The organism is Acanthopleuribacter pedis (genome assembly GCF_017377855.1).
GTDB lineage: Bacteria > Acidobacteriota > Holophagae > Acanthopleuribacterales > Acanthopleuribacteraceae > Acanthopleuribacter > Acanthopleuribacter pedis.
On sequence record NZ_JAFREP010000022.1, the window covers coordinates 42033 to 59291 of the forward strand.

Consider the following 17259-nt stretch of genomic DNA (forward strand, 5'->3'; position numbering starts at 1 on the left):
ATGTGCTAGAGTTGGTGGGTTTAAGGAGGTGGCCGATGTCGTTGGATTTGTTCCGTTTGAGCCGCGAAAGTACGAGCCGGGTATTGCAAACCGCCATGCAACGCGGCGGCGATTTCGCTGAAATTTACTGCGAACACGCGCGCTACAACAGTTTGGTTATGGAAGAAGGCATCCTCAAAACCGCCGTCTCCTCCATTGAAAAGGGCGTCGGGGTTCGGGTCGTGAAAGGTGAAAAAACCGGTTACGCCTATACCGAACAACTCGATGACAAGAATTTCCTCAAAATCGCCGCCACCGCCGCCGCCATCGCCGACGACAAAGGTTCGGAAGAAGCATTCGCCGTCGACCCCAAAACACTGAAAAATTATTACCAAGTCGCCGATCCCTCGATTGACGTCGACCTCGACCAAAAAATAACCTGGATCAACAAAGCCAACGACTTCGCCCGCAAGCACAGTGACCTGGTTTCCAAGGTCACCATCAGCTACGCCGACAGCCGCCGCGCGCTGGTCATCGCCGATTCGCGCGGACGCCTCGTCGAAGACGTGCAACCCATGCTGCGTTTCTCGATCTCGGTCATTTGCGAAAAAGACGGCGAGCGCCAAATCGGCCGCGCCGGTGACGGCGGCCGCGTCGGCTTCTCCTTCGTCACGGGGGAAAAGGTCAAACACTGGGCGGAAAAAGCGGTCAACGAAGCGCTCACCCTGCTCAACGCCAAGCAAGCCCCCGCCGGCATGCTCCCCGTCATTCTGGCCCCCGGCGACTCGGGCATCCTGCTCCACGAGGCCATCGGCCACCCGCTTGAGGCGGATTTCAACCGCAAAGGCACCTCGGCCTATACCGGTCGCCTCGGTGAAATGGTGGCCGACGCGCAATGCACCATCATCGACGACGGCACCATTGAAAACGACCGCGGCGCGATCAACATCGACGACGAGCTCAACGACTCGCAACGCACCGTCCTGATCGAGGAAGGCCGCCTTAAGTCCTACATGATGGACGAAATCTCGGCCCGCTACTTCGAGCAGGAAAGCACCGGCAACGGCCGCCGCGAATCCTACAAGTACCAGCCACTCCCCCGCATGCGCACCACCTACATGCTTCCCGGCAAGTACAGCGCGGACGAAATTGTCGGTTCGACCCAACACGGCATTTACTGCAAAACCTTCAAAGGTGGTCAGGTCGACATCAGCAACGGCAACTTCACCTTTGTACCCAGCGAGGCCTATTTGATTGAGGACGGCAAAATCACCCATCCCATCAAAAACTTCCTGCTGGTCGGCAACGGCCCAGACGCACTCAGCAAGGTGACCATGGTCGGCAACGATTTCGAAATGGGCACCGGCATTTGGACCTGCGGCAAAGGGCAAAGCGTGCCGGTCGGCGTGGGACTGCCAACGATTAAGATTTCGCAAATGACCGTGGGGGGCCAGCAAGCATGAAACAGTACGCCGATTTGAAGGAACTGGAAGAAAAAGCGCGCGACGTCCTGCAAATGGCGCGCGACAAAGGCGCCGACACCGCGGAATGCCAAATTATGCGGCGCCGCGACTTCGAGGTCGAGGTGCGCAACGGCGAAATCGAGAACCTGAGCGAAGCCGAGCCCTTCGAAATGTCGCTGACGGTCTCGCAAGACTACCGCCGCGCCTCGGTGTCCACCTGCGATTTAACGCCGGACAGCATCCGCGGCATCGTGGACCAAGCGATGGTTCTTTCAAAGTACACGGACCGCGATACCTTCTACACCCTCCCCAAACCGGAGCAACTGGCCACCGAATTTAAGGACCTCGACCTGTTCGACGCGGGCCTGCTCGACATGCCCGTCACCGAAAAAATCGAACTGGCGCGCGAACTGGAAAACCACCTGCTGGCCGTGGACGAACGGCTCAAAAGCGACGGCGCCAGCTTCTCCTCCACCATCTCGGCCGCGGTGGTCGCCAACAGCGCCGGCTTCTGCAAAGCGGAGCAGCGCACCCTGCTGGGTATGGGCGTCTCGGGTTTTGCCGACGACCAAGTCAAAGAGGGCGACCTCAACGTGGGCCGCAAGCAAAGCGGAAGCTGGGGCAGCCAACGCCGTCACCGCGCCGACCTGCGCGGCACCAAAGAGACCGCGCAACGCGCGGCCAACAACGTGCTGCGCAAAATCGGCGCACGCAAACCACAAACCGGCACCTTCCCCTGTTATTTCGAACCCACCGTGGCACGTTCGATCTGGAGCAACCTGCTGGCGGCCATGACCGGCGGCGCGGTGTACCGCAACGAATCCTTCCTCATCGACCAACTGGAACAGCAGGTATGCAGCGACATCGTCACCATCACCGAGGATCCCTTTATTCCGCGCGGCCAATCGAGCCGCAACTACGACCGCGAGGGCGTCGCCAAAAAAGCCGCTAAACTGATCGAAAAAGGCCGCCTCAACACCTGGCTGCTCGGCTCCTACAGCGCGAATAAATTAGGCAAAACCACCACGGGCCACGCGGGCGGCACGGCCAACCTGCTCATCGAACCGGGTCCCTTCGACGAAGCGGGCCTGCTCAAAGAGATGGGCACCGGTATTTGGGTCATTAGCCTGCTAGGCCAGGGCGTCAACATTTCCACCGGCGATTTCTCACGAGCGGCCTTGGGGCTGTGGGTCGAAAACGGCGAGGTCCAGTACCCGGTCATGGAGTTCACCCTCAACAGCAACCTCAAGGACATGCTCAAAAACATCAGCCACATGGGCAACAACGTCATGCACGACTGGTCGGTCCAAACCCCGGGTTTCATCATCGGCAACATGAACGTCAGCGGTTTGTAACGCTTCGCTCAGAAAACGCCCAGACGTCGTTTGATGCGGGCGTTGTTTGTTTTTTGCAAAACCACTATACCGCGTTCAACGGCGGCAAAAAAACCTTACCGATTGCCGGAGCGGACCTCTTCGATGCGTTTTTCCAGGGAGACGTTGTCGCGGACGGCCATTTTGAATAAGTACTCGGCGGCGGCCTCTTGGCCGTCTTTCATGGCGGCCATGCCGCCGTAGAAGTAGATGTCGTTTTGGCGGTATCCCGCGTTGATCAGGCTGTGGAACATACGGTAGGCTTCGCCGTATTTTTTGCGGTACAGGGCCAGACGACCCGCGTAGTAACGAAAATCTTGGTTGGCGCGGTATTGTTTGACGCCATCCTCAATCAGCGGTGCCGCTTTGCGGTAGTTTTTGCGTTCCAGGTACAAGCCGATCAGTTGGAGTTTGTCGATGGGTTTGGCGCTGTCCCGTTTGACGCGGCGCTCCAATTGCTGGATGCTGCGGTCGCGCACCGACTGCTCGCGCAGTTCCGCGTCGGAACGGTCGGTTTCCTCGAGGACCTTGTCGACTTCTTTTAGGTCGGGATAGGTGGTGCGGCTCAGGGGTTTGAGCAGCTTGACGGCCTCGTCCAAACGCTCGGAACGGAAATAGCTCATGCCCACGAAGTACTTGGCGCGATTGGACAAGGACTCGGGTTTTTTCAGGTCGATGTTGCGTTTGTAGCGTTCGGCCAGGTAGTTGTAGCGGGCGTAAACCTCGGTGTAACGGGGGCCGGTCGCGTCGGTGTTACCAAGACGGCGCAGTTCCTTGCCCGCTTTGCGCAGGTCCTTGCGGTCCAGGTAAAGTTCCGCCAGATCGTAGCGTGCTTCCAAATCGTTGCGGTTTTTGCGCAGACGGGTTTCCAAGATTTGGATCGGGTCGGGATCGGCCTTTTTCGCGGTGCGGGTTTCCGGCTTGTCAGCCGGTTTCTCTTTTTCCGCGCTCGACGCTTCCCGTTTTTTGCGCTTCTCGGCCTTGGCCAACTCAGCCTTGCGTTTGTCTTCCAAGCGGCGCTGCTCGTCTGCTTTTTCTTTCTCCAAACGTTCCTTATCGGCTTCCAGCTTGGCCAGACGCGCCTTCTCCGCGTCCAATTCTTTTTGGCGGGCGCGTTCATCGTCAGCCTTTTTCTGGGCTTCCAGTTTGGCGATGCGCGCATCTTCCTTGGCTTTTTGGTCGGCCTCGCGTTTGCGTTGGCGGTCAAGCGCGGCCAAAGCATCGGCGGTATCGCGCAGGATGGGCGTTTTGCCAACGTTTTTCAGAAAGCGTTCGGCGTCGTCCCATTTGTCCTGGTCGGCGGCGATGACGCCGTAGTATTCCATAACCACGGCCGAACCAGGATTCAGCTTGTACAGGGCCTCGGCGTGATCGGCGGCCGAACGTTTGCGGTCGCGGTTAACAGCGAAGGTCAACGCTTCTTCCAGCAGAGCCACGTTTTTGGGATGGTGTTCCAGGGCGTCGGCGAGAGTTTGACGCGCACGGGTCTCACGCCCCTTAAGATCAATATCGACAAGGGCTTGCCAAGCCTCTAGCTTCCGCGGGTACTTTTGGGTGTATTCGCGGAGTTTGCTTTCGTCCTTGGGCACCGGCGGCAGCGGCGGCTTTTTGCGGCCGACAGCAATTAAGTAGCGGTCCCAAATCTGGGCGTCGACCCTTTCGGGACGTTGGCCTTGGTCGCCGATCAGGCGTTTAACACGCGCGGCGATTTGCATGAACTTCGCCCGTTGGCTTTCGTCCTCGTGAAGCAGGACGGCGGTGCGGATGTATATGTCTTTGAGGTATTCGGGATGTTCGAGCAAGCCAAAGGCGGCAATTTCCAGGAACTCAAGCGCCATGTCGCGGTTGTCGAGTGTCATGGCCTGCACGCCGTTGTCATAGGCCTGCACGTAAAAAGGGTGCTGGGCCAAGGCGTTGGCGACACAGGACAGGGTCACCAAAAATAAGGCGATGCGCCATGGTTTGCAAAATAATGAAACGATCCGTGTCATGCGACCTACCCTTCGACCCGTTTGCCGAGTCCCGCGCCCCATGGACCAGGCGGTCCGGGGCATGCCTTGATCAAGATGACCCAACCGAGGGCCCAAGGTACCTAAGCCTTATCGGCCGGGCACCGAGCAACCAATAGGAAACCGATCACAAAGGGTGGATTCCATTGCCGCGACGGGACCACCGGGGTGATGGGGCGGCGCGGAACCTTACGCCCAACGACGCGAAGACGCTGTCAAGGCCGCCTGGCTGCAAGGTTTGATACGGTCGGGTAACGGTGAGCTATCATACCAAAAGGCGGCGACGGGCTTACCACTTTCTCAGGAAAAAAACGCTGAAGCGCTGAACCAAATGAGGAAACTTTTGTTAGCCGGGCGGATTTCCGCCGGGCGAATCATTGATAACCCGCGGCTTGCGCTTGCGGCGATCACGCTGTGCTTTTTCCACGGCAAAGGTTTGACTCAGCGCAATCAAATCGGAACCCAGCCAGGTGGCGTAAAGTTCGCCGCCGATGGATTGGTAGGTCGGCGGAATACGGCGGCTGAGCACAATGCGCACATTGGCGGGGGAACGCGCGACCAATCGCGCCAAACGCGGCGAGGTATACCAACGTTCGGGGTGAAGATCTTTTAGATCGGCAAACCAATTGGGTGCGGGACGACCCACGCGCGAACTCCTTGATGGGGATGCTGTTCATTGTATCGAACACGAACCCGATTCAGAAAAGTCCTTTTGCCGGCCCAAAAAGGAAAAGGCCCCAGAAGGGCCTTTTTATAAGAATGAAAGGATCGCCGGGAAACCGATAGGTGGTTTGCTATTAAACCGGCGGGAACGAACGCGCTCAGGCTTGGGTTCATACCTAGGAAGCCCGAGCGGGCCGCAATCTAGTGGTCGTTGACTTCGTCTTCAGCTTCGATGCCGTCTTCGTTGTAGCTGTATACCACGTTGCCGTAAACCATTTTGGTGGTGTGCTCATCCGGGAAGCGATCACTTTCGGGCAAGTACACGTTGCGCTTGGTCACGCCGGAGTAAACGACTTTGAGGCGCTTGAACTTGATGGTGAAATAGTTGGTCATGTCGCCGCTGACGATGTCGGGGCGGTAGAACAACACATCCAGTTCAGGTACTTCCACGTTGTTGAAGAGGTGTTGGAAAGTTACGGGCGTGTGTTTGCCCATTTCAGAAACGTAGGTCAGGGGTTGACGGGAACGCTTGGATTTAACTTTGTTGTCCAATTCGGAAACGGGCAGGTTGGAGCTGAGGTGCAACTCGTGAACGCGGATGTCGGTTTCGTGACCGGTTTCGGCTTCAGCGCCTGGGATGTTGCCACAACGTACAAAAGAATAAACAGTCATTTGGGGGTCTCCTTATAAGTTAACTTTGACGCTTTAGTACTTTGCAGGGTGCGTGCCAACCGCACCCCCCCACGATTGAGGCCTTTTTCGGCAAAAAAACACACCGCGGGAGCTTGATTGTTTGCCAGGGCAAACAACCTGTTCGTCGATACGGAATCCACCTGCCCGGCCGGGTATCTCGAATCGAAACAGGGCTATCTGAAATCCAAACACCAGCCCACCCCTGAAGGCTCTCCGATTGGGGTACACAGGCCACGCCCGTTCATTTATATAAGGATGGCCGCTCCAAAAAGAAAAAGACCCGCGGTCTAAGAAATCCGCGGGTCTGTTTTTGATAATGGACGGCAGGAGAAATGCGAGCTAGCGAGGGACGCCGAGATTGACCATCGCCACCAGGTCAAGAACATCCGTGAGGCTGTTTTGGTTGGTGTCGTAACAGGCACTGTTCGGAAGGTTCGGCCACCAGGCGAAGGCGGTGTCGTCGTAAACGGTGGTACCCATACGCACGGTCGCGGTGGATGAGAGAAAGGAGCCGTTGCAGCTGGTGATCAAACAATCGTAAGCACCTAACATGGCTTCGCCGGTCGCCGGCAAGGTATAGTCGGCGGCGTCGGCACCCGCGATGGGCAAGCCGTTAAAGCGCCACTGCCACGCGGTTACCTCACCCTCAAGAACGGCCAAACTCAGAGTCGTTTCTCCGCCCTCGCATACCTCAACCTCGGCGGGTAAGGTACTGACGGTGGGCAAGGGATCGGCCGCGCACGCGGGTTGGTAAAGCGAAAACACGGGAACCTCGTCCACCATGGTGATCACCTGCAAACCGCCCGCGGCCGCGAACAAACGCAAGGGCGTACCATAATAGGAAAGCCGCGCCAAAATGGGAAAGTTACCGGCGCCCCACTCCTGGAGCTGAGTAACCCCTCCGAGGTTGTGCAGGGTGAACAGCCGGCCATCGAACCACGCGGCGTCCTCGATTTCATTGGACAAGGTATTGGTCCGCGCCAGATCGGCACCGCTGTAAATCACGCCGGTCCCCAGCACAATGTAAGCCCCGTCCGGCGACACCCGGATGGGATAGTCAACCCGCGTATCGTTGGAATAGGGCGCTTCGCCACGGTCAACGATGCGGCCGGCGGTAGAAATTTCCTCATACATTAAATCGCCGAACCCGAAGAAAAACATGCGGCGCAGCGGTTGGCTCCAAATGAACTCGACCGAGCTATGGTTCCAATCCACGTATTCGGTTAATTCCCCTGCCAGGTTGAAGAGGCGATGGCTTGCCCAAGCGCCGGATGAATCACAGGCAAAAATATGCTGATCCGCGGCGGCCAAACCCAAAGGTGCGGTCGGTAGGTTGGCGAAAGGCACTTCTCGCCGGTCCCCGTCTAAATCGAGCCGGGTCAAGGCACCGGAATTGTACGCGAAAAACAAGGCGTGCGTCGCCTCGCTGTAGGTCATGTAGTGCGGGCCGTTCACCAAGGGAATGGTGTCCAGGTAACGCTGCTCGGCCACGGACCAACGAAACACGGATAAATGGGCGCGGCTGAGGAGATTCAACACGCCGGCGCGATCCATGATGACAGCATCGGGGGTATAGGCCAAACCCACGGGATTCACGGCAGCGCCGGGCGTCTCAGGCTGCAATTGCTCGATGGCGTAAACGGCGGTCTCCGGTCCGTCGGTGCCCTCGTAAAACCCGACGACGGTTTCGCCGACGACGGCGATTTTAAGCAGGGACTCCGCTACTTCCAAACGACCGGTTTCCAACAGGGTCCGGTTAAACGCGATCAAATGGTTATCGCGCAGGATAATGGGCACATTCCCATAAAAAGCGATGTCGTCGAAGTGTCCGGCGACACTGGTGGCGTAAACCAAATCATCGGCATGGTAAACGGTGCCGCCGTTGTCGACCACACGGGCCTGATCGGGCAAAAGGCGCACCCATTGCGCGCCGGGAAAACCCCCGTGGTAGGGGCTGTCGTTTTGGTTGCCGAACACACCGTCGCTCCCAATCTCAAAACGAACAATGTCGGAAGGACTGGTACCGAGGGAACGGCCGAAACCGACCCCGTCGGCGCGGACGGCCAATTCGCCCAAGCGGTACCAAAAGTTGCTTTCGTCAATCAATCCACCGGTCAAGGCATCGATACTCTGCATGCCTGCCGAGGTTTGCACCAGTAAGAAGCGGCCAAAGGGCGTTAAACCATAAACATCGTTGACGGTATTGCGCAAATGGGTTTCACCGCGGCCGGAGAGGTCAAAACGCGCGATGCGCCGCCCAAAGGCAACGCTCAATTGCTCACCGGTTACGGCAAAAGCGGTTGGTGTTTCGGGCAAGAGGATGTCGGCCAGCCAGGTACCCGACTGAAGGTCGTAGCGCTTGATGTGGCCGGGCTCGGTGAAGAGGAAATAAACAAGGTCCCCTACCTGACGGCTTTGCAACCACAGGGTTGATTGCACACCGCGCGCGGCGCGCCGGAAATCAATGTCGCGCAGGAGGGTTTCCCCGGTGCGGGTGTCTAAAAAACGTTCGTGAACCCCGTCGGAATCCAAAAAAACGAAACGATTCCCCGAGGCGAGAACTGGGACGGTCAAAGATACGAGCAGCAAAAAAGAAAACGTACGGTTCATTCGAAGCGACTCCTAAAAATCATACAAATCAGAGCAAATGGAGCTGAAACGCGTGGGTCGGAGCAACGCCAAAACAGCCGTTCTCTTTTTGAAAAAGGATTTCCCGTCGGAACGCGGAGAAAACCCAAACACGGCGAGCAGAGGTAAGCGACAAGGGCACCGCCCAAAGCCCGACCCAAAGGTGATCAAAATCACCGCAAACAGGGTCGTCTATCTAAGCGCAAAAGAACAGGATTAGGGACAGGACAAATTGGCACTTTCACACAAACCGAACGTTTTCCACGCCCACCGACCTTGTAATAATTTCTCTCCCTAGAGCTTATTCCCAAAGCAAAGCAAAAACCGCCGGCCCGAAACCATAAAAAGCCCGCGACGAAACGCCGTGGGCTTTGCTGTTGCTTCAGGACTCAAGCGATCCTTAATGACGAAGGGTGAATTGGGGAACCCCGTCGACCTTGGTCACGATCAAGAGACCGCGCTCCAAAGCCAACAAGCGAACAGCTTTGCCTTGCAAGGCAACGGTTTCGACGAGGTCGGTTCCATTCCAAACCTGGACTTGTGAATCGTAACCCCAGTTTCGCAGGGTTGCACTACAAAATCCGGTGACGCATTTTGTTTGTTCATGGCGAAGATCATCCTGACAGCCAAAAATCCCTGTCGTCCAGGTAAACGCCGCGCGAAAAAGCCCGGCGGGAAAAGCAGGACACCCGTGGAAAACGGGATACTCCTCGATGGGTACCCTGACCGTCGACAGGTTTCGCGAAGAAGCAGCGCGGGTGGTAGGATCATTTTTTTTGAAAAAGTTTGCATCCAAAACGGGATCGGCTCGTTGAGGGGGTAAATGATGTTTTGGAGGTCTTCTCATGACGATTCAACATTCCGCTGTCGATTTTGCCGGTCCGGCCCGCTTCCACCTCGCGCTTAATGTGGCCGATATCAAGGTCTCAACCGCGTTTTACAGCGCCTTGCTGGAACAAGCACCGACCAAGGAACGGCCCGGGTACGCGAAATTCGAGGTCGCCCATCCCTCGATTAACTTGACGCTGAACCAAAGCGCCAAAGTCGGCGCGGGCGCCCTCTCCCACATGGGCGTTCAGCTCAAGGACACGGGCCAACTGGCGCGCATCCGCGAACGCCTCACCGCGGCGGGTCTGGTTAAATCCGTCGAAACCGATCAGGTTTGTTGTTACGCCAAACAGGATAAGATCTGGGTGGCGGACCCGGACGGCAACATGATCGAGTTCTTCGTGGTCCTGGAGGCAGACAGCTTCGCGGAGGACGACCCGGCCTATGTCTCGGCCCAACAAACCGGTGCGGCCGCGGCAGCCGCCACGGGCTGTTGCGGATAAACCCCCACGACCCTAGCCCGCATTTCTCACAAGGATTCGTCGCGAGAAGCAGAAAGCCTTGTGAGTACGAAGATTACGACCAAGCCACGGCGCAGGGGTCCGACCTTTCGGGGTCCGACCTTTCGGGGTCCGACCGTTCGGCGTAGCAGCTGAGGCGAAGGCGGCTCGACCGAGTAAGGCGGGAGGCCGCCCCGCGGGAGGCCGCCCCGCGGAAGGCCGCCCCCTCGTAATCGCATGGGTTGCCCCGTAGCAGAATTCCTTGTGAGAAATGCGGGCTAGCCCCGACACCATCAGCCCAGGAGCGAATGAAGATGACGCGCGCCCAATTCGAAACGCTTTGGCACCAATTCCGCGGCGAGCTGCAAGCTTACGTGGCGGCGCGCGTGGCCAACCCGGCCGACGCGGAGGATATTCTCCAGGAAGCCTTTGTGCGCCTGTTGGAACGACCCCCCCGTCACGGGAACCCGGTCGCGTGGCTGGTGACGGTGACGCGAAACCTGATCACCGACCACTACCGCCGCCGTCAACCCGAACCCGAAGGCTGCCCGGACCAGTTCCCACACCAGGACGCGGCGGTCGTCACGGAAACGGAACAATTGGTGGCAACCTGGCTAGAGCCGATGTTGTTGGGGCTCCCCCCAAAATATGCTGAAGCGGTGGCCGCGGCCGACCTTCACCATCAATCCATGAAGGAAATCGCGGCCACCCTCGGTCTGTCGGTAGCAGGCGCCAAATCGCGGGTACAACGCGGGCGCCGCTTGCTGGGCAACGCCTTACACGACTGCTGCAGCTTTGAATTCGATGCCCAAGGCCGGGTGACGGCGTGGCAACGCAATCACCCTGATGCGCCGCCCTGCGCCTGCCCCCGAGACACGCCCACCCCCGAAAAAACACACAGCCTCCATCCAGAACGCAAAATACCCAAATCAAGCTAATTCACACCCACCCCAAAAACATTGCGTCGCCTTTTCAAAAGAATTAGTATTTGGGTACCGATTCAAAAACACGGGAAAATACCGCCTTCACGCAATGGGGATTGTTGCGCGGTTTGCGCGGATCACCCCCAGGAGAGCTCCGCCATGGCGAAGAAACCCGCAAAAGACAAGGATAAGGACAAGACCGGAAAAAAGAAAAAACGCGCAAAAGGACAGGATCACCAACCCGAAAAGGCCGGCGCCAACGACGTTGTTTGCTGGAATAGCGACGGTCCCACACCGGTGGTCACCAAACGGCTCGAAGAAATGTTCGTGGAAATGGGTCAAAAGTTCCGCATTGAGAACGGACAGCATCCGGCCCAACGCGCGGTATTTCGCAAGCAACACGGGGTTGCCTACGGCACCTTTAACATCCGTGAGGACATCGATCCCTGTTTCCAGGTCGGTATTTTCGCCGGGAAAAACTACGACTGCGTGGCGCGTTTCTCCAGCGATACCACCCCCACCAGTCCCGACCTGCACACCACGCTCGGGGTCGGCTTAAAACTGTTCGGCGTGCCGGGCCCAAAACTGCTCGGGGAAGGCAATACCAGCGATTTCATCTTTCAGAACATCGACCGCTTCTTCGCCAAGGACGCCCAGCAAATGTGCCAGTTCACCACCGCGGGCGTGGTTGAAGGCGATTACGACAGTTATTTGGCAAAACACCCCGAGGTGGCGGCCATCATCAAAGCGATGAGCAAGGTCGAGGCGAGTTGCTTGAGCGCACGTTATTGGGCGATCCTTCCCTTCCGCCTCGGCGAACAAGAAATTGTCAAATACCGCATCGTACCGGTGCCGGGCACGAATCGCGGCGCGCCCTTTACAGACAACGATTACCTGCGGCTCGACCTGGAAAGCCGCCTGCGCAACGGGCCGGCCACCTTCCGATTTGAAATTCAACCGCGCACCAACCCCGCAACCATGCCGCTCGACGACGCCCAAGTGGTGTGGCCCACGGACGAAAGCCCCTTCGTTTGCATCGCCGAAATCAACTTTCCCCAACAAGACATTTGCGCCATCGGCCAGGAATCGTTCGGCACCAACCTCGCTTTTAACATTTGGCGCACCCCACCCGCCCATGAACCGCTGGGCAGCATCGCCGAGGCGCGGCGCGTGGTTTATGCAGCCTCCGCCGAGGCACGCCACCAAGCCAACGGCCAACAACTCACGGAGCCGGAAGCCCCAAACCCCCCGTTCGTCGGCAACACGGATGAAAACTCGGATTGTATCGTCACCGCGGGTATTTATCCGCCCATCGGCGTGATGCGGGTCGGCAACAGCGAGGATGGCTGGTTCCTCGGGCCGCAAGTCCCCAACCCACCACCCCAACCGGGCGCGGAAGCCTACCGCGACGCAAGCGGGGCCCTCAAACGCCAAGCGGCCGAGTTCCGCATCTACGGCTTTAACGCGGCGGGTAAGGCGGTTAAAGAACTGACGCGGGAAAACGCGGAAATCACCTGGCACAGCCACCTGGCCAACCAGAAAGCGTCCTGGTACGAATTCCAAATCGCACTGGATATCCCGGAAGCGGACGACGCGCCCCCGTCGCTGCTGCGCAACAACAACGTCGCCGACCGCAACAACCTGCTAATCGACGGCGGCAAACAAACGCTGGCCCACGGTAGCAAGGACAAGCGCAAAGAGTTTAAAGGCACGTTTTTCGAAGAAGGAGTGTACTTGGGCGAGATGCGCACGGACGATGCGGGACGACTGATCATGCTCGGCGGACACGGCACGTCACGCAACATTCACGGCCAACTCGCCATCACCTTCGCCAACAACCAAGGCTGGTACGACGACATTTCCGACGGGCCGGTCACGGCCGAGGTCACCTACCAAGGCGTGCGGCTGTCGGTCGAACCGGCCTGGGTCATTTGCGCCCCGCCGGACTATGCGCCCATGCAGAAATCGGTACGCACGATGTATGACTTGATGCGTGACGTGGCGGTTCAAGCGGGAACACTGATTCGGCCCAAGCGACCCTCCTTCAAAAACGACATCCTGCCGATTTTCCAACGCATGACCAACCTGCAATGGGTCAACGCCGGCTTTGCCGCGGCATTTGGATGGGGCGGTCAGTTCGACTACACCACGGAGGAATGGATCGCCAAACTCAACGATCCCTCCTCGGCCAACCTCGAAATGCGCCGCACCATCTCCAACAACTTCCGCCGCTTCGACGTGCCCGGCGCCCAAGCCGCGCAACTGTGGCCGTGGTTGTACGGTGACGCAATCACGATTCCCCCCTCGGGTTCGGTGCGGCAGCACTGCACCCTCTCCGACCTGCAACTCTCCTTTTTAGACCAATGGGTCGAAGGCGATTTCGACGCGGATTATTTGGGCAACGACACCCCGGAACCCAGCTGCATCGACCAGGTTCCGGTGGCCGAACAACCGGATACGCTAACCCGAGCGGCGATGGAATTCTGCCTGGCGGACGCGTTCCACCCCGGCTGCGAAATGACCTGGCCGGTGCGCACGACGGGCATGTACAAGGCACCGTTCCGTTTCAAACATGCGCCCGATACGGACCCCAAGGCGGGTTGGTATTACGGACCTTTGATGAACAGCGATGTGTTGACGCTGGCCAAAGGCCCGCTTATGGGCGGGCAGGTCGCGGGTGGCATCACGCGCTGGATGGCCATCCCGTGGCAGACCGACACCGCCAGTTGTCGCGACGGCTACACCAGCGATTACGATCCCTTCCTGCCGACCTTCTGGCCGGCAAGGGTTCCCAACAACATCCTCAACGAGGCCCGTTACGCGGAAGTCATGGACCCCAACCTCTCGGAAGAAACGCGTCGCCAGGCCTTTGCCTACCGCACCGACTGGTTGGACGCGCTGCCGCTGCACGGTCAGCCGGCCACCTACACCGCCCAAATCAACAGCATGATTCACCACTTTGACCGCCTCGCCGTCGTTCAAGCGCGGCCGGGCGTGGAAGGCGATGCCAACTTCCCGCCGGACATGCAGGTGGGTGTCACCCACGAGGAGAGCGCCGGATTGCGAACCTCGCAGGCGCCGAGCGATGCGGAAAAAGCCGCGCACAGCGTGCCGAAGAAGGAGCAGGACACGGGTCGCGCACGCATCAACCTCGGAATGATCGAAAAAGTTTCGCGTTTCCGGTAACGGGATGGCGGATCTGGTCCAAACGGACGTGGCGGTGATTGGCGCGGGCATTGCCGGCTGCATCGCCGCGCTCGCCCTTGCGCCGACCTGTCGCGTGCTCCTGGTCGACCGGCAAGCAGAACCCCCGCCACGCATCGGCGAGTGCCTGCCGCCGGCGGCGCGGCGCATCTTGGAAGCACTCGGCTTGAGCGAAACCTTGACCGGCCCCAATTCGCCACATCAGTGCTCCCTAGGAATGCAAAGCTATTGGGGCTCCTCGCATTGTCATATCAACGACCACCTGCGCAATCCCGACGGCGCCGGTTACCACCTGGACCGCGCCGCGTTCGAAGGTTTTTTAAGGGCGCGAGCCGAGGCGGCCGGGGCCGTTTTTCTGCGCCCGGCAACCTTTCAAAAAGCGGAAACGGAAGACGACGGCCTGCGCCTCCACCTGCTGCGCGGGGGCGGAAACAGCGCGGTGGAACAGAGGGTCCACACGCGTTACGTGATCGATGCAGGCGGACGCACGGCCCCGTTCGCCAAACGCCTCCCCGGTTCACGCATCCATCTCGACCGCCTCACGGCCTGTTGGGCGACAATCCCCAACCGGGACCCCCGCAAAATGGGCCTGATCCTCGCGGCCCAAAATGGTTGGTGGTACAGCGCGCCCTTGCCCAACGGCCGGCGGGTCCTTGCCTACCAAAGCGACAGTGATCTGATCAACAGCAGCCTCCACCGCGAACCGGCGGCATTCCTCGACTTGGCCGGCCGCGAGCCGGTATTGGCCGAATTAACGGATTCAGTACAGACCGACCTGGTGTTACACGGCATGGTGGCGGCCGGCTCCAGTCGCCTCCCCACCGCGGCGGGCGCGGCCTGGGCGGCGGTCGGCGACGCGGCCTGCGCTTTCGATCCACTCTCATCCCAGGGCATGTTCCACGCGATGGCGACAGCCATGCAACTCGGTGATCTGCTCAAGGCATCGCGTCGGCTCACCCATCCCAACGCGGAAAACACGGCTTGGGTTCAGCAACAATACAGGGCCCAAATCGAACGTGTATGGCAAGGCTACCAAACCCATCGCCTGCTGTTTTACGGCATGGAACGCCGCTTTTGCCATGCACCCTTTTGGCAAAGGCGACACGCAACGGTATCTTTCATGGAGAAAAAAGGGTGACTTTGCGCGTGTTCATGTAGGATGGGTGAGCTAGCCCCTTCCATGGCGGTTGTCCCCAGGCGGCAGACCTCAATCCCCGCGTGGTTTTCGGCAGCCGAATCACACTATGAGGTACACACCATGAGCACGATTCGTGAGCGCATTAGTAACGACATGAAAACGGCGATGAAAGCAAAAGACAAGGTGCGCTTGGGCGCGCTGCGGATGCTCAAAGCCGAAATCATCAAAAAAGAAACGGAAGCAGGCGCCGCCGAGCTGAGCGAAGCCGAATTCATGCAGTTGCTACAAACCATGAAAAAACAACGGGACGATTCCATCGCCCAGTTTGAGAAAGGCGGTCGCGACGACTTAGCTGCCAACGAACGCGCCGAACTGACGGTGATCGAATCCTACTTGCCCAAGGCATTGACGGACGAGGAACTGGCCGCGGTGGTCACGGAAACGGCCCAAGAACTGGGTGCCACCGAGAAAAAAGACATGGGTCGCCTGATGAAAGCGCTCAAAGAAAAAGTCGCCGGCGCGGCCGACGGAAAACGCATGAGCGAAGCGGTCAAAAGCTTCTTGAACTAGTACACATCCGCTAGCCCGCCGCGCGGCGGGTTAGTTTGTATAGGTCGCCAACACTTTGTTGCCGTCGGCGTCGCGAATGGTTAACTCCGCACCCTCAAGCGCGGCCAATTGCGTTTTGACATTGGTATCGAATTTCTCGCGCGCAAAAGGCGGCATTTGTTCCATCGGGAAATTGCTCAGCACCAAGGTGGCGTGTTTGTCTTCGATGTTGAAGTCCACCATTTTCGGACCAATGATCGGGTGCTCGGCGAAATAAGTCCGCAAAGCGGAAAAAGGGCCATCCGACGCGGGCGCCCTCACGGCCAAACCCTCGGGGAGCCGGCTGACCTCGGGTACCGGCGCCATGATTTTGCCAACCCGACGTTCGATGTCGTTGGCGGCTTGGCGCGCTTCCTCGGCGCTCACCTCGTCACCCAACTCGGTGTAGGCCACGGACAAATTGAACTGAGCGTGATACAGGTTGGGAAAGAGTTTTAGGGCATGTTGGTAGGATTCAATCGCGGTGTCGGTGCGGCCCATGGCGAGGTACTGGGTACCCAAATCGGTGAGCGCGTTGGCGTCGGTGGGCATCACGCGCAGGTAACGCAGGTAATTTTTAGACGACAGTTCCGGTTCTTTTAATTGGAAGTAAATGTTGCCCAGAAGCCGCAGTGAGTAAGCGTGGGTGGGATAGAGTTCCACCACTTTTTCCAAACTCTGGGCGGCTTGGCGCAGGTAAGGCGGATCGTCCATGCTGCGTTCGATTTGGTATTCGGCCAGGAGAATCAAATCGGCGGCGTTACCCGACGCGGCGGCCGCTTTGAGTTCGCGCATGCGGGCGTTATCCAGCGGTCCGTGGTCGTGGCCGTCGTGGTCATCGTGGTCGTGTCCGTCATGGGCGTGATGTGCAGGGCTCGTTTGGAATTGAGGATCGTAAATCTTCTCCACATAAAAGAACACCAACCCGCTCAGCACCAACACCAGCGCCGCCACCACAAAAAACGCACGCTGCGATTCGCCTGATTTGGCGAACGCGGTCCCACACTGGTGGCAAAAAGAAGCACCGGGCTCACGGGCCGCCCCACACGCGGGGCAAAACTTGGCAGAAGAAGACGCCGACTGTTGTTCCATGGACACTCCTAACGCAAGCTGCGCTTGCGTTTCGCTCTTTTCTCGCGAGACCGCGAGGGATGAGCTACCGAAAAAGAGAATAACGCGGACTGCCCGAGAGACAATCCGGCACATCATACCACCAACCATCCCGGCGCGAAACGGCGTGCAACAACCACCGGCGTTTAATCCGCCCCCC

The 17259-nt window shown here is 58.6% G+C and carries 13 protein-coding genes; 8 read left to right on the plus strand and 5 right to left on the minus strand.

The genetic code is table 11. The features are described from left to right. Window positions 1-35: 35 nt before the first annotated feature. Together J3U88_RS21855 and J3U88_RS21860 are read left to right on the plus strand one after the other, a co-directional pair. Window positions 36-1442 carry a TldD/PmbA family protein gene (locus J3U88_RS21855; RefSeq protein ID WP_207861112.1) on the plus strand — a complete coding sequence of 469 codons (1407 nt, stop codon included), beginning with the start codon at window positions 36-38 and terminating at the stop codon, window positions 1440-1442. Beyond that, window positions 1439-2797 (plus strand): TldD/PmbA family protein, encoded by a 1359-nt coding sequence (locus J3U88_RS21860; protein WP_207861113.1) that lies wholly within the window; start codon window positions 1439-1441, stop codon window positions 2795-2797. The genes J3U88_RS21855 and J3U88_RS21860 overlap by 4 nt, the downstream gene beginning before the upstream one ends. Before the next feature lie 95 nt (window positions 2798-2892). Here J3U88_RS21860 and J3U88_RS21865 read toward each other — a convergent pair whose 3' ends face one another. The 4 genes from J3U88_RS21865 to J3U88_RS21880 form a co-directional block, all read right to left on the minus strand. Further along, window positions 2893-4806 (minus strand): tetratricopeptide repeat protein, encoded by a 1914-nt coding sequence (locus tag J3U88_RS21865; RefSeq protein WP_207861114.1) that lies wholly within the window; start codon window positions 4804-4806, stop codon window positions 2893-2895. 364 nt (window positions 4807-5170) lie between these two features. Then, window positions 5171-5470, minus strand: a complete 300-nt coding sequence (locus J3U88_RS21870) for a hypothetical protein (protein WP_207861115.1) — start codon at window positions 5468-5470, stop codon at window positions 5171-5173. Between the two features lie 218 nt (window positions 5471-5688). After that, window positions 5689-6159 carry a type VI secretion system tube protein Hcp gene (locus tag J3U88_RS21875; RefSeq protein ID WP_207861116.1) on the minus strand — a complete coding sequence of 157 codons (471 nt, stop codon included), beginning with the start codon at window positions 6157-6159 and terminating at the stop codon, window positions 5689-5691. A gap of 360 nt (window positions 6160-6519) precedes the next feature. Next, window positions 6520-8790 (minus strand): hypothetical protein, encoded by a 2271-nt coding sequence (locus J3U88_RS21880; protein WP_207861117.1) that lies wholly within the window; start codon window positions 8788-8790, stop codon window positions 6520-6522. Between the two features lie 421 nt (window positions 8791-9211). Here J3U88_RS21880 and J3U88_RS21885 point away from each other — a divergent pair, with 421 nt between their 5' ends. From J3U88_RS21885 to J3U88_RS21910, 6 genes are all read left to right on the plus strand, one after another. Continuing rightward, a complete protein-coding gene (locus J3U88_RS21885; protein ID WP_207861118.1) occupies window positions 9212-9352 on the plus strand; it encodes a hypothetical protein in 141 nt (46 codons plus the stop codon). 301 nt (window positions 9353-9653) lie between these two features. Next, complete coding sequence (locus tag J3U88_RS21890) at window positions 9654-10139, plus strand: ArsI/CadI family heavy metal resistance metalloenzyme (RefSeq protein ID WP_207861119.1); 486 nt, start codon at window positions 9654-9656, stop codon at window positions 10137-10139. A 311-nt stretch (window positions 10140-10450) separates the two neighbouring features. Continuing rightward, a complete protein-coding gene (locus J3U88_RS21895) occupies window positions 10451-11074 on the plus strand; it encodes a sigma-70 family RNA polymerase sigma factor (protein WP_207861120.1) in 624 nt (207 codons plus the stop codon). Between the two features lie 144 nt (window positions 11075-11218). Further along, window positions 11219-14245 carry a LodA/GoxA family CTQ-dependent oxidase gene (locus J3U88_RS21900; RefSeq protein WP_207861121.1) on the plus strand — a complete coding sequence of 1009 codons (3027 nt, stop codon included), beginning with the start codon at window positions 11219-11221 and terminating at the stop codon, window positions 14243-14245. A 4-nt stretch (window positions 14246-14249) separates the two neighbouring features. Further along, complete coding sequence (locus J3U88_RS21905; RefSeq protein ID WP_207861122.1) at window positions 14250-15401, plus strand: NAD(P)/FAD-dependent oxidoreductase; 1152 nt, start codon at window positions 14250-14252, stop codon at window positions 15399-15401. Between the two features lie 120 nt (window positions 15402-15521). After that, on the plus strand, window positions 15522-15971 hold the full coding sequence (locus J3U88_RS21910) for a GatB/YqeY domain-containing protein (RefSeq protein WP_207861123.1): 450 nt from the start codon (window positions 15522-15524) through the stop codon (window positions 15969-15971). Window positions 15972-16001: 30 nt separating this feature from the next. On the opposite strand, the gene J3U88_RS21915 is transcribed toward J3U88_RS21910, so the two are convergent. After that, on the minus strand, window positions 16002-17081 hold the full coding sequence (locus J3U88_RS21915; RefSeq protein ID WP_207861124.1) for a tetratricopeptide repeat protein: 1080 nt from the start codon (window positions 17079-17081) through the stop codon (window positions 16002-16004). Between the last annotated feature and the right edge of the window lie 178 nt (window positions 17082-17259).

Coding starts and splice junctions, on each gene's coding strand:
- J3U88_RS21855 (WP_207861112.1), top strand. CDS start 36: ATGTCGTTGGATTTGTTCCGTTTGAGCCGCGAAAGTACGAGCCGGGTA.
- J3U88_RS21860 (WP_207861113.1), top strand. CDS start 1,439: ATGAAACAGTACGCCGATTTGAAGGAACTGGAAGAAAAAGCGCGCGAC.
- J3U88_RS21865 (WP_207861114.1), bottom strand. CDS start 4,806: ATGACACGGATCGTTTCATTATTTTGCAAACCATGGCGCATCGCCTTA.
- J3U88_RS21875 (WP_207861116.1), bottom strand. CDS start 6,159: ATGACTGTTTATTCTTTTGTACGTTGTGGCAACATCCCAGGCGCTGAA.
- J3U88_RS21880 (WP_207861117.1), bottom strand. CDS start 8,790: ATGAACCGTACGTTTTCTTTTTTGCTGCTCGTATCTTTGACCGTCCCA.
- J3U88_RS21885 (WP_207861118.1), top strand. CDS start 9,212: ATGACGAAGGGTGAATTGGGGAACCCCGTCGACCTTGGTCACGATCAA.
- J3U88_RS21890 (WP_207861119.1), top strand. CDS start 9,654: ATGACGATTCAACATTCCGCTGTCGATTTTGCCGGTCCGGCCCGCTTC.
- J3U88_RS21895 (WP_207861120.1), top strand. CDS start 10,451: ATGACGCGCGCCCAATTCGAAACGCTTTGGCACCAATTCCGCGGCGAG.
- J3U88_RS21900 (WP_207861121.1), top strand. CDS start 11,219: ATGGCGAAGAAACCCGCAAAAGACAAGGATAAGGACAAGACCGGAAAA.
- J3U88_RS21905 (WP_207861122.1), top strand. CDS start 14,250: ATGGCGGATCTGGTCCAAACGGACGTGGCGGTGATTGGCGCGGGCATT.
- J3U88_RS21910 (WP_207861123.1), top strand. CDS start 15,522: ATGAGCACGATTCGTGAGCGCATTAGTAACGACATGAAAACGGCGATG.
- J3U88_RS21915 (WP_207861124.1), bottom strand. CDS start 17,081: ATGGAACAACAGTCGGCGTCTTCTTCTGCCAAGTTTTGCCCCGCGTGT.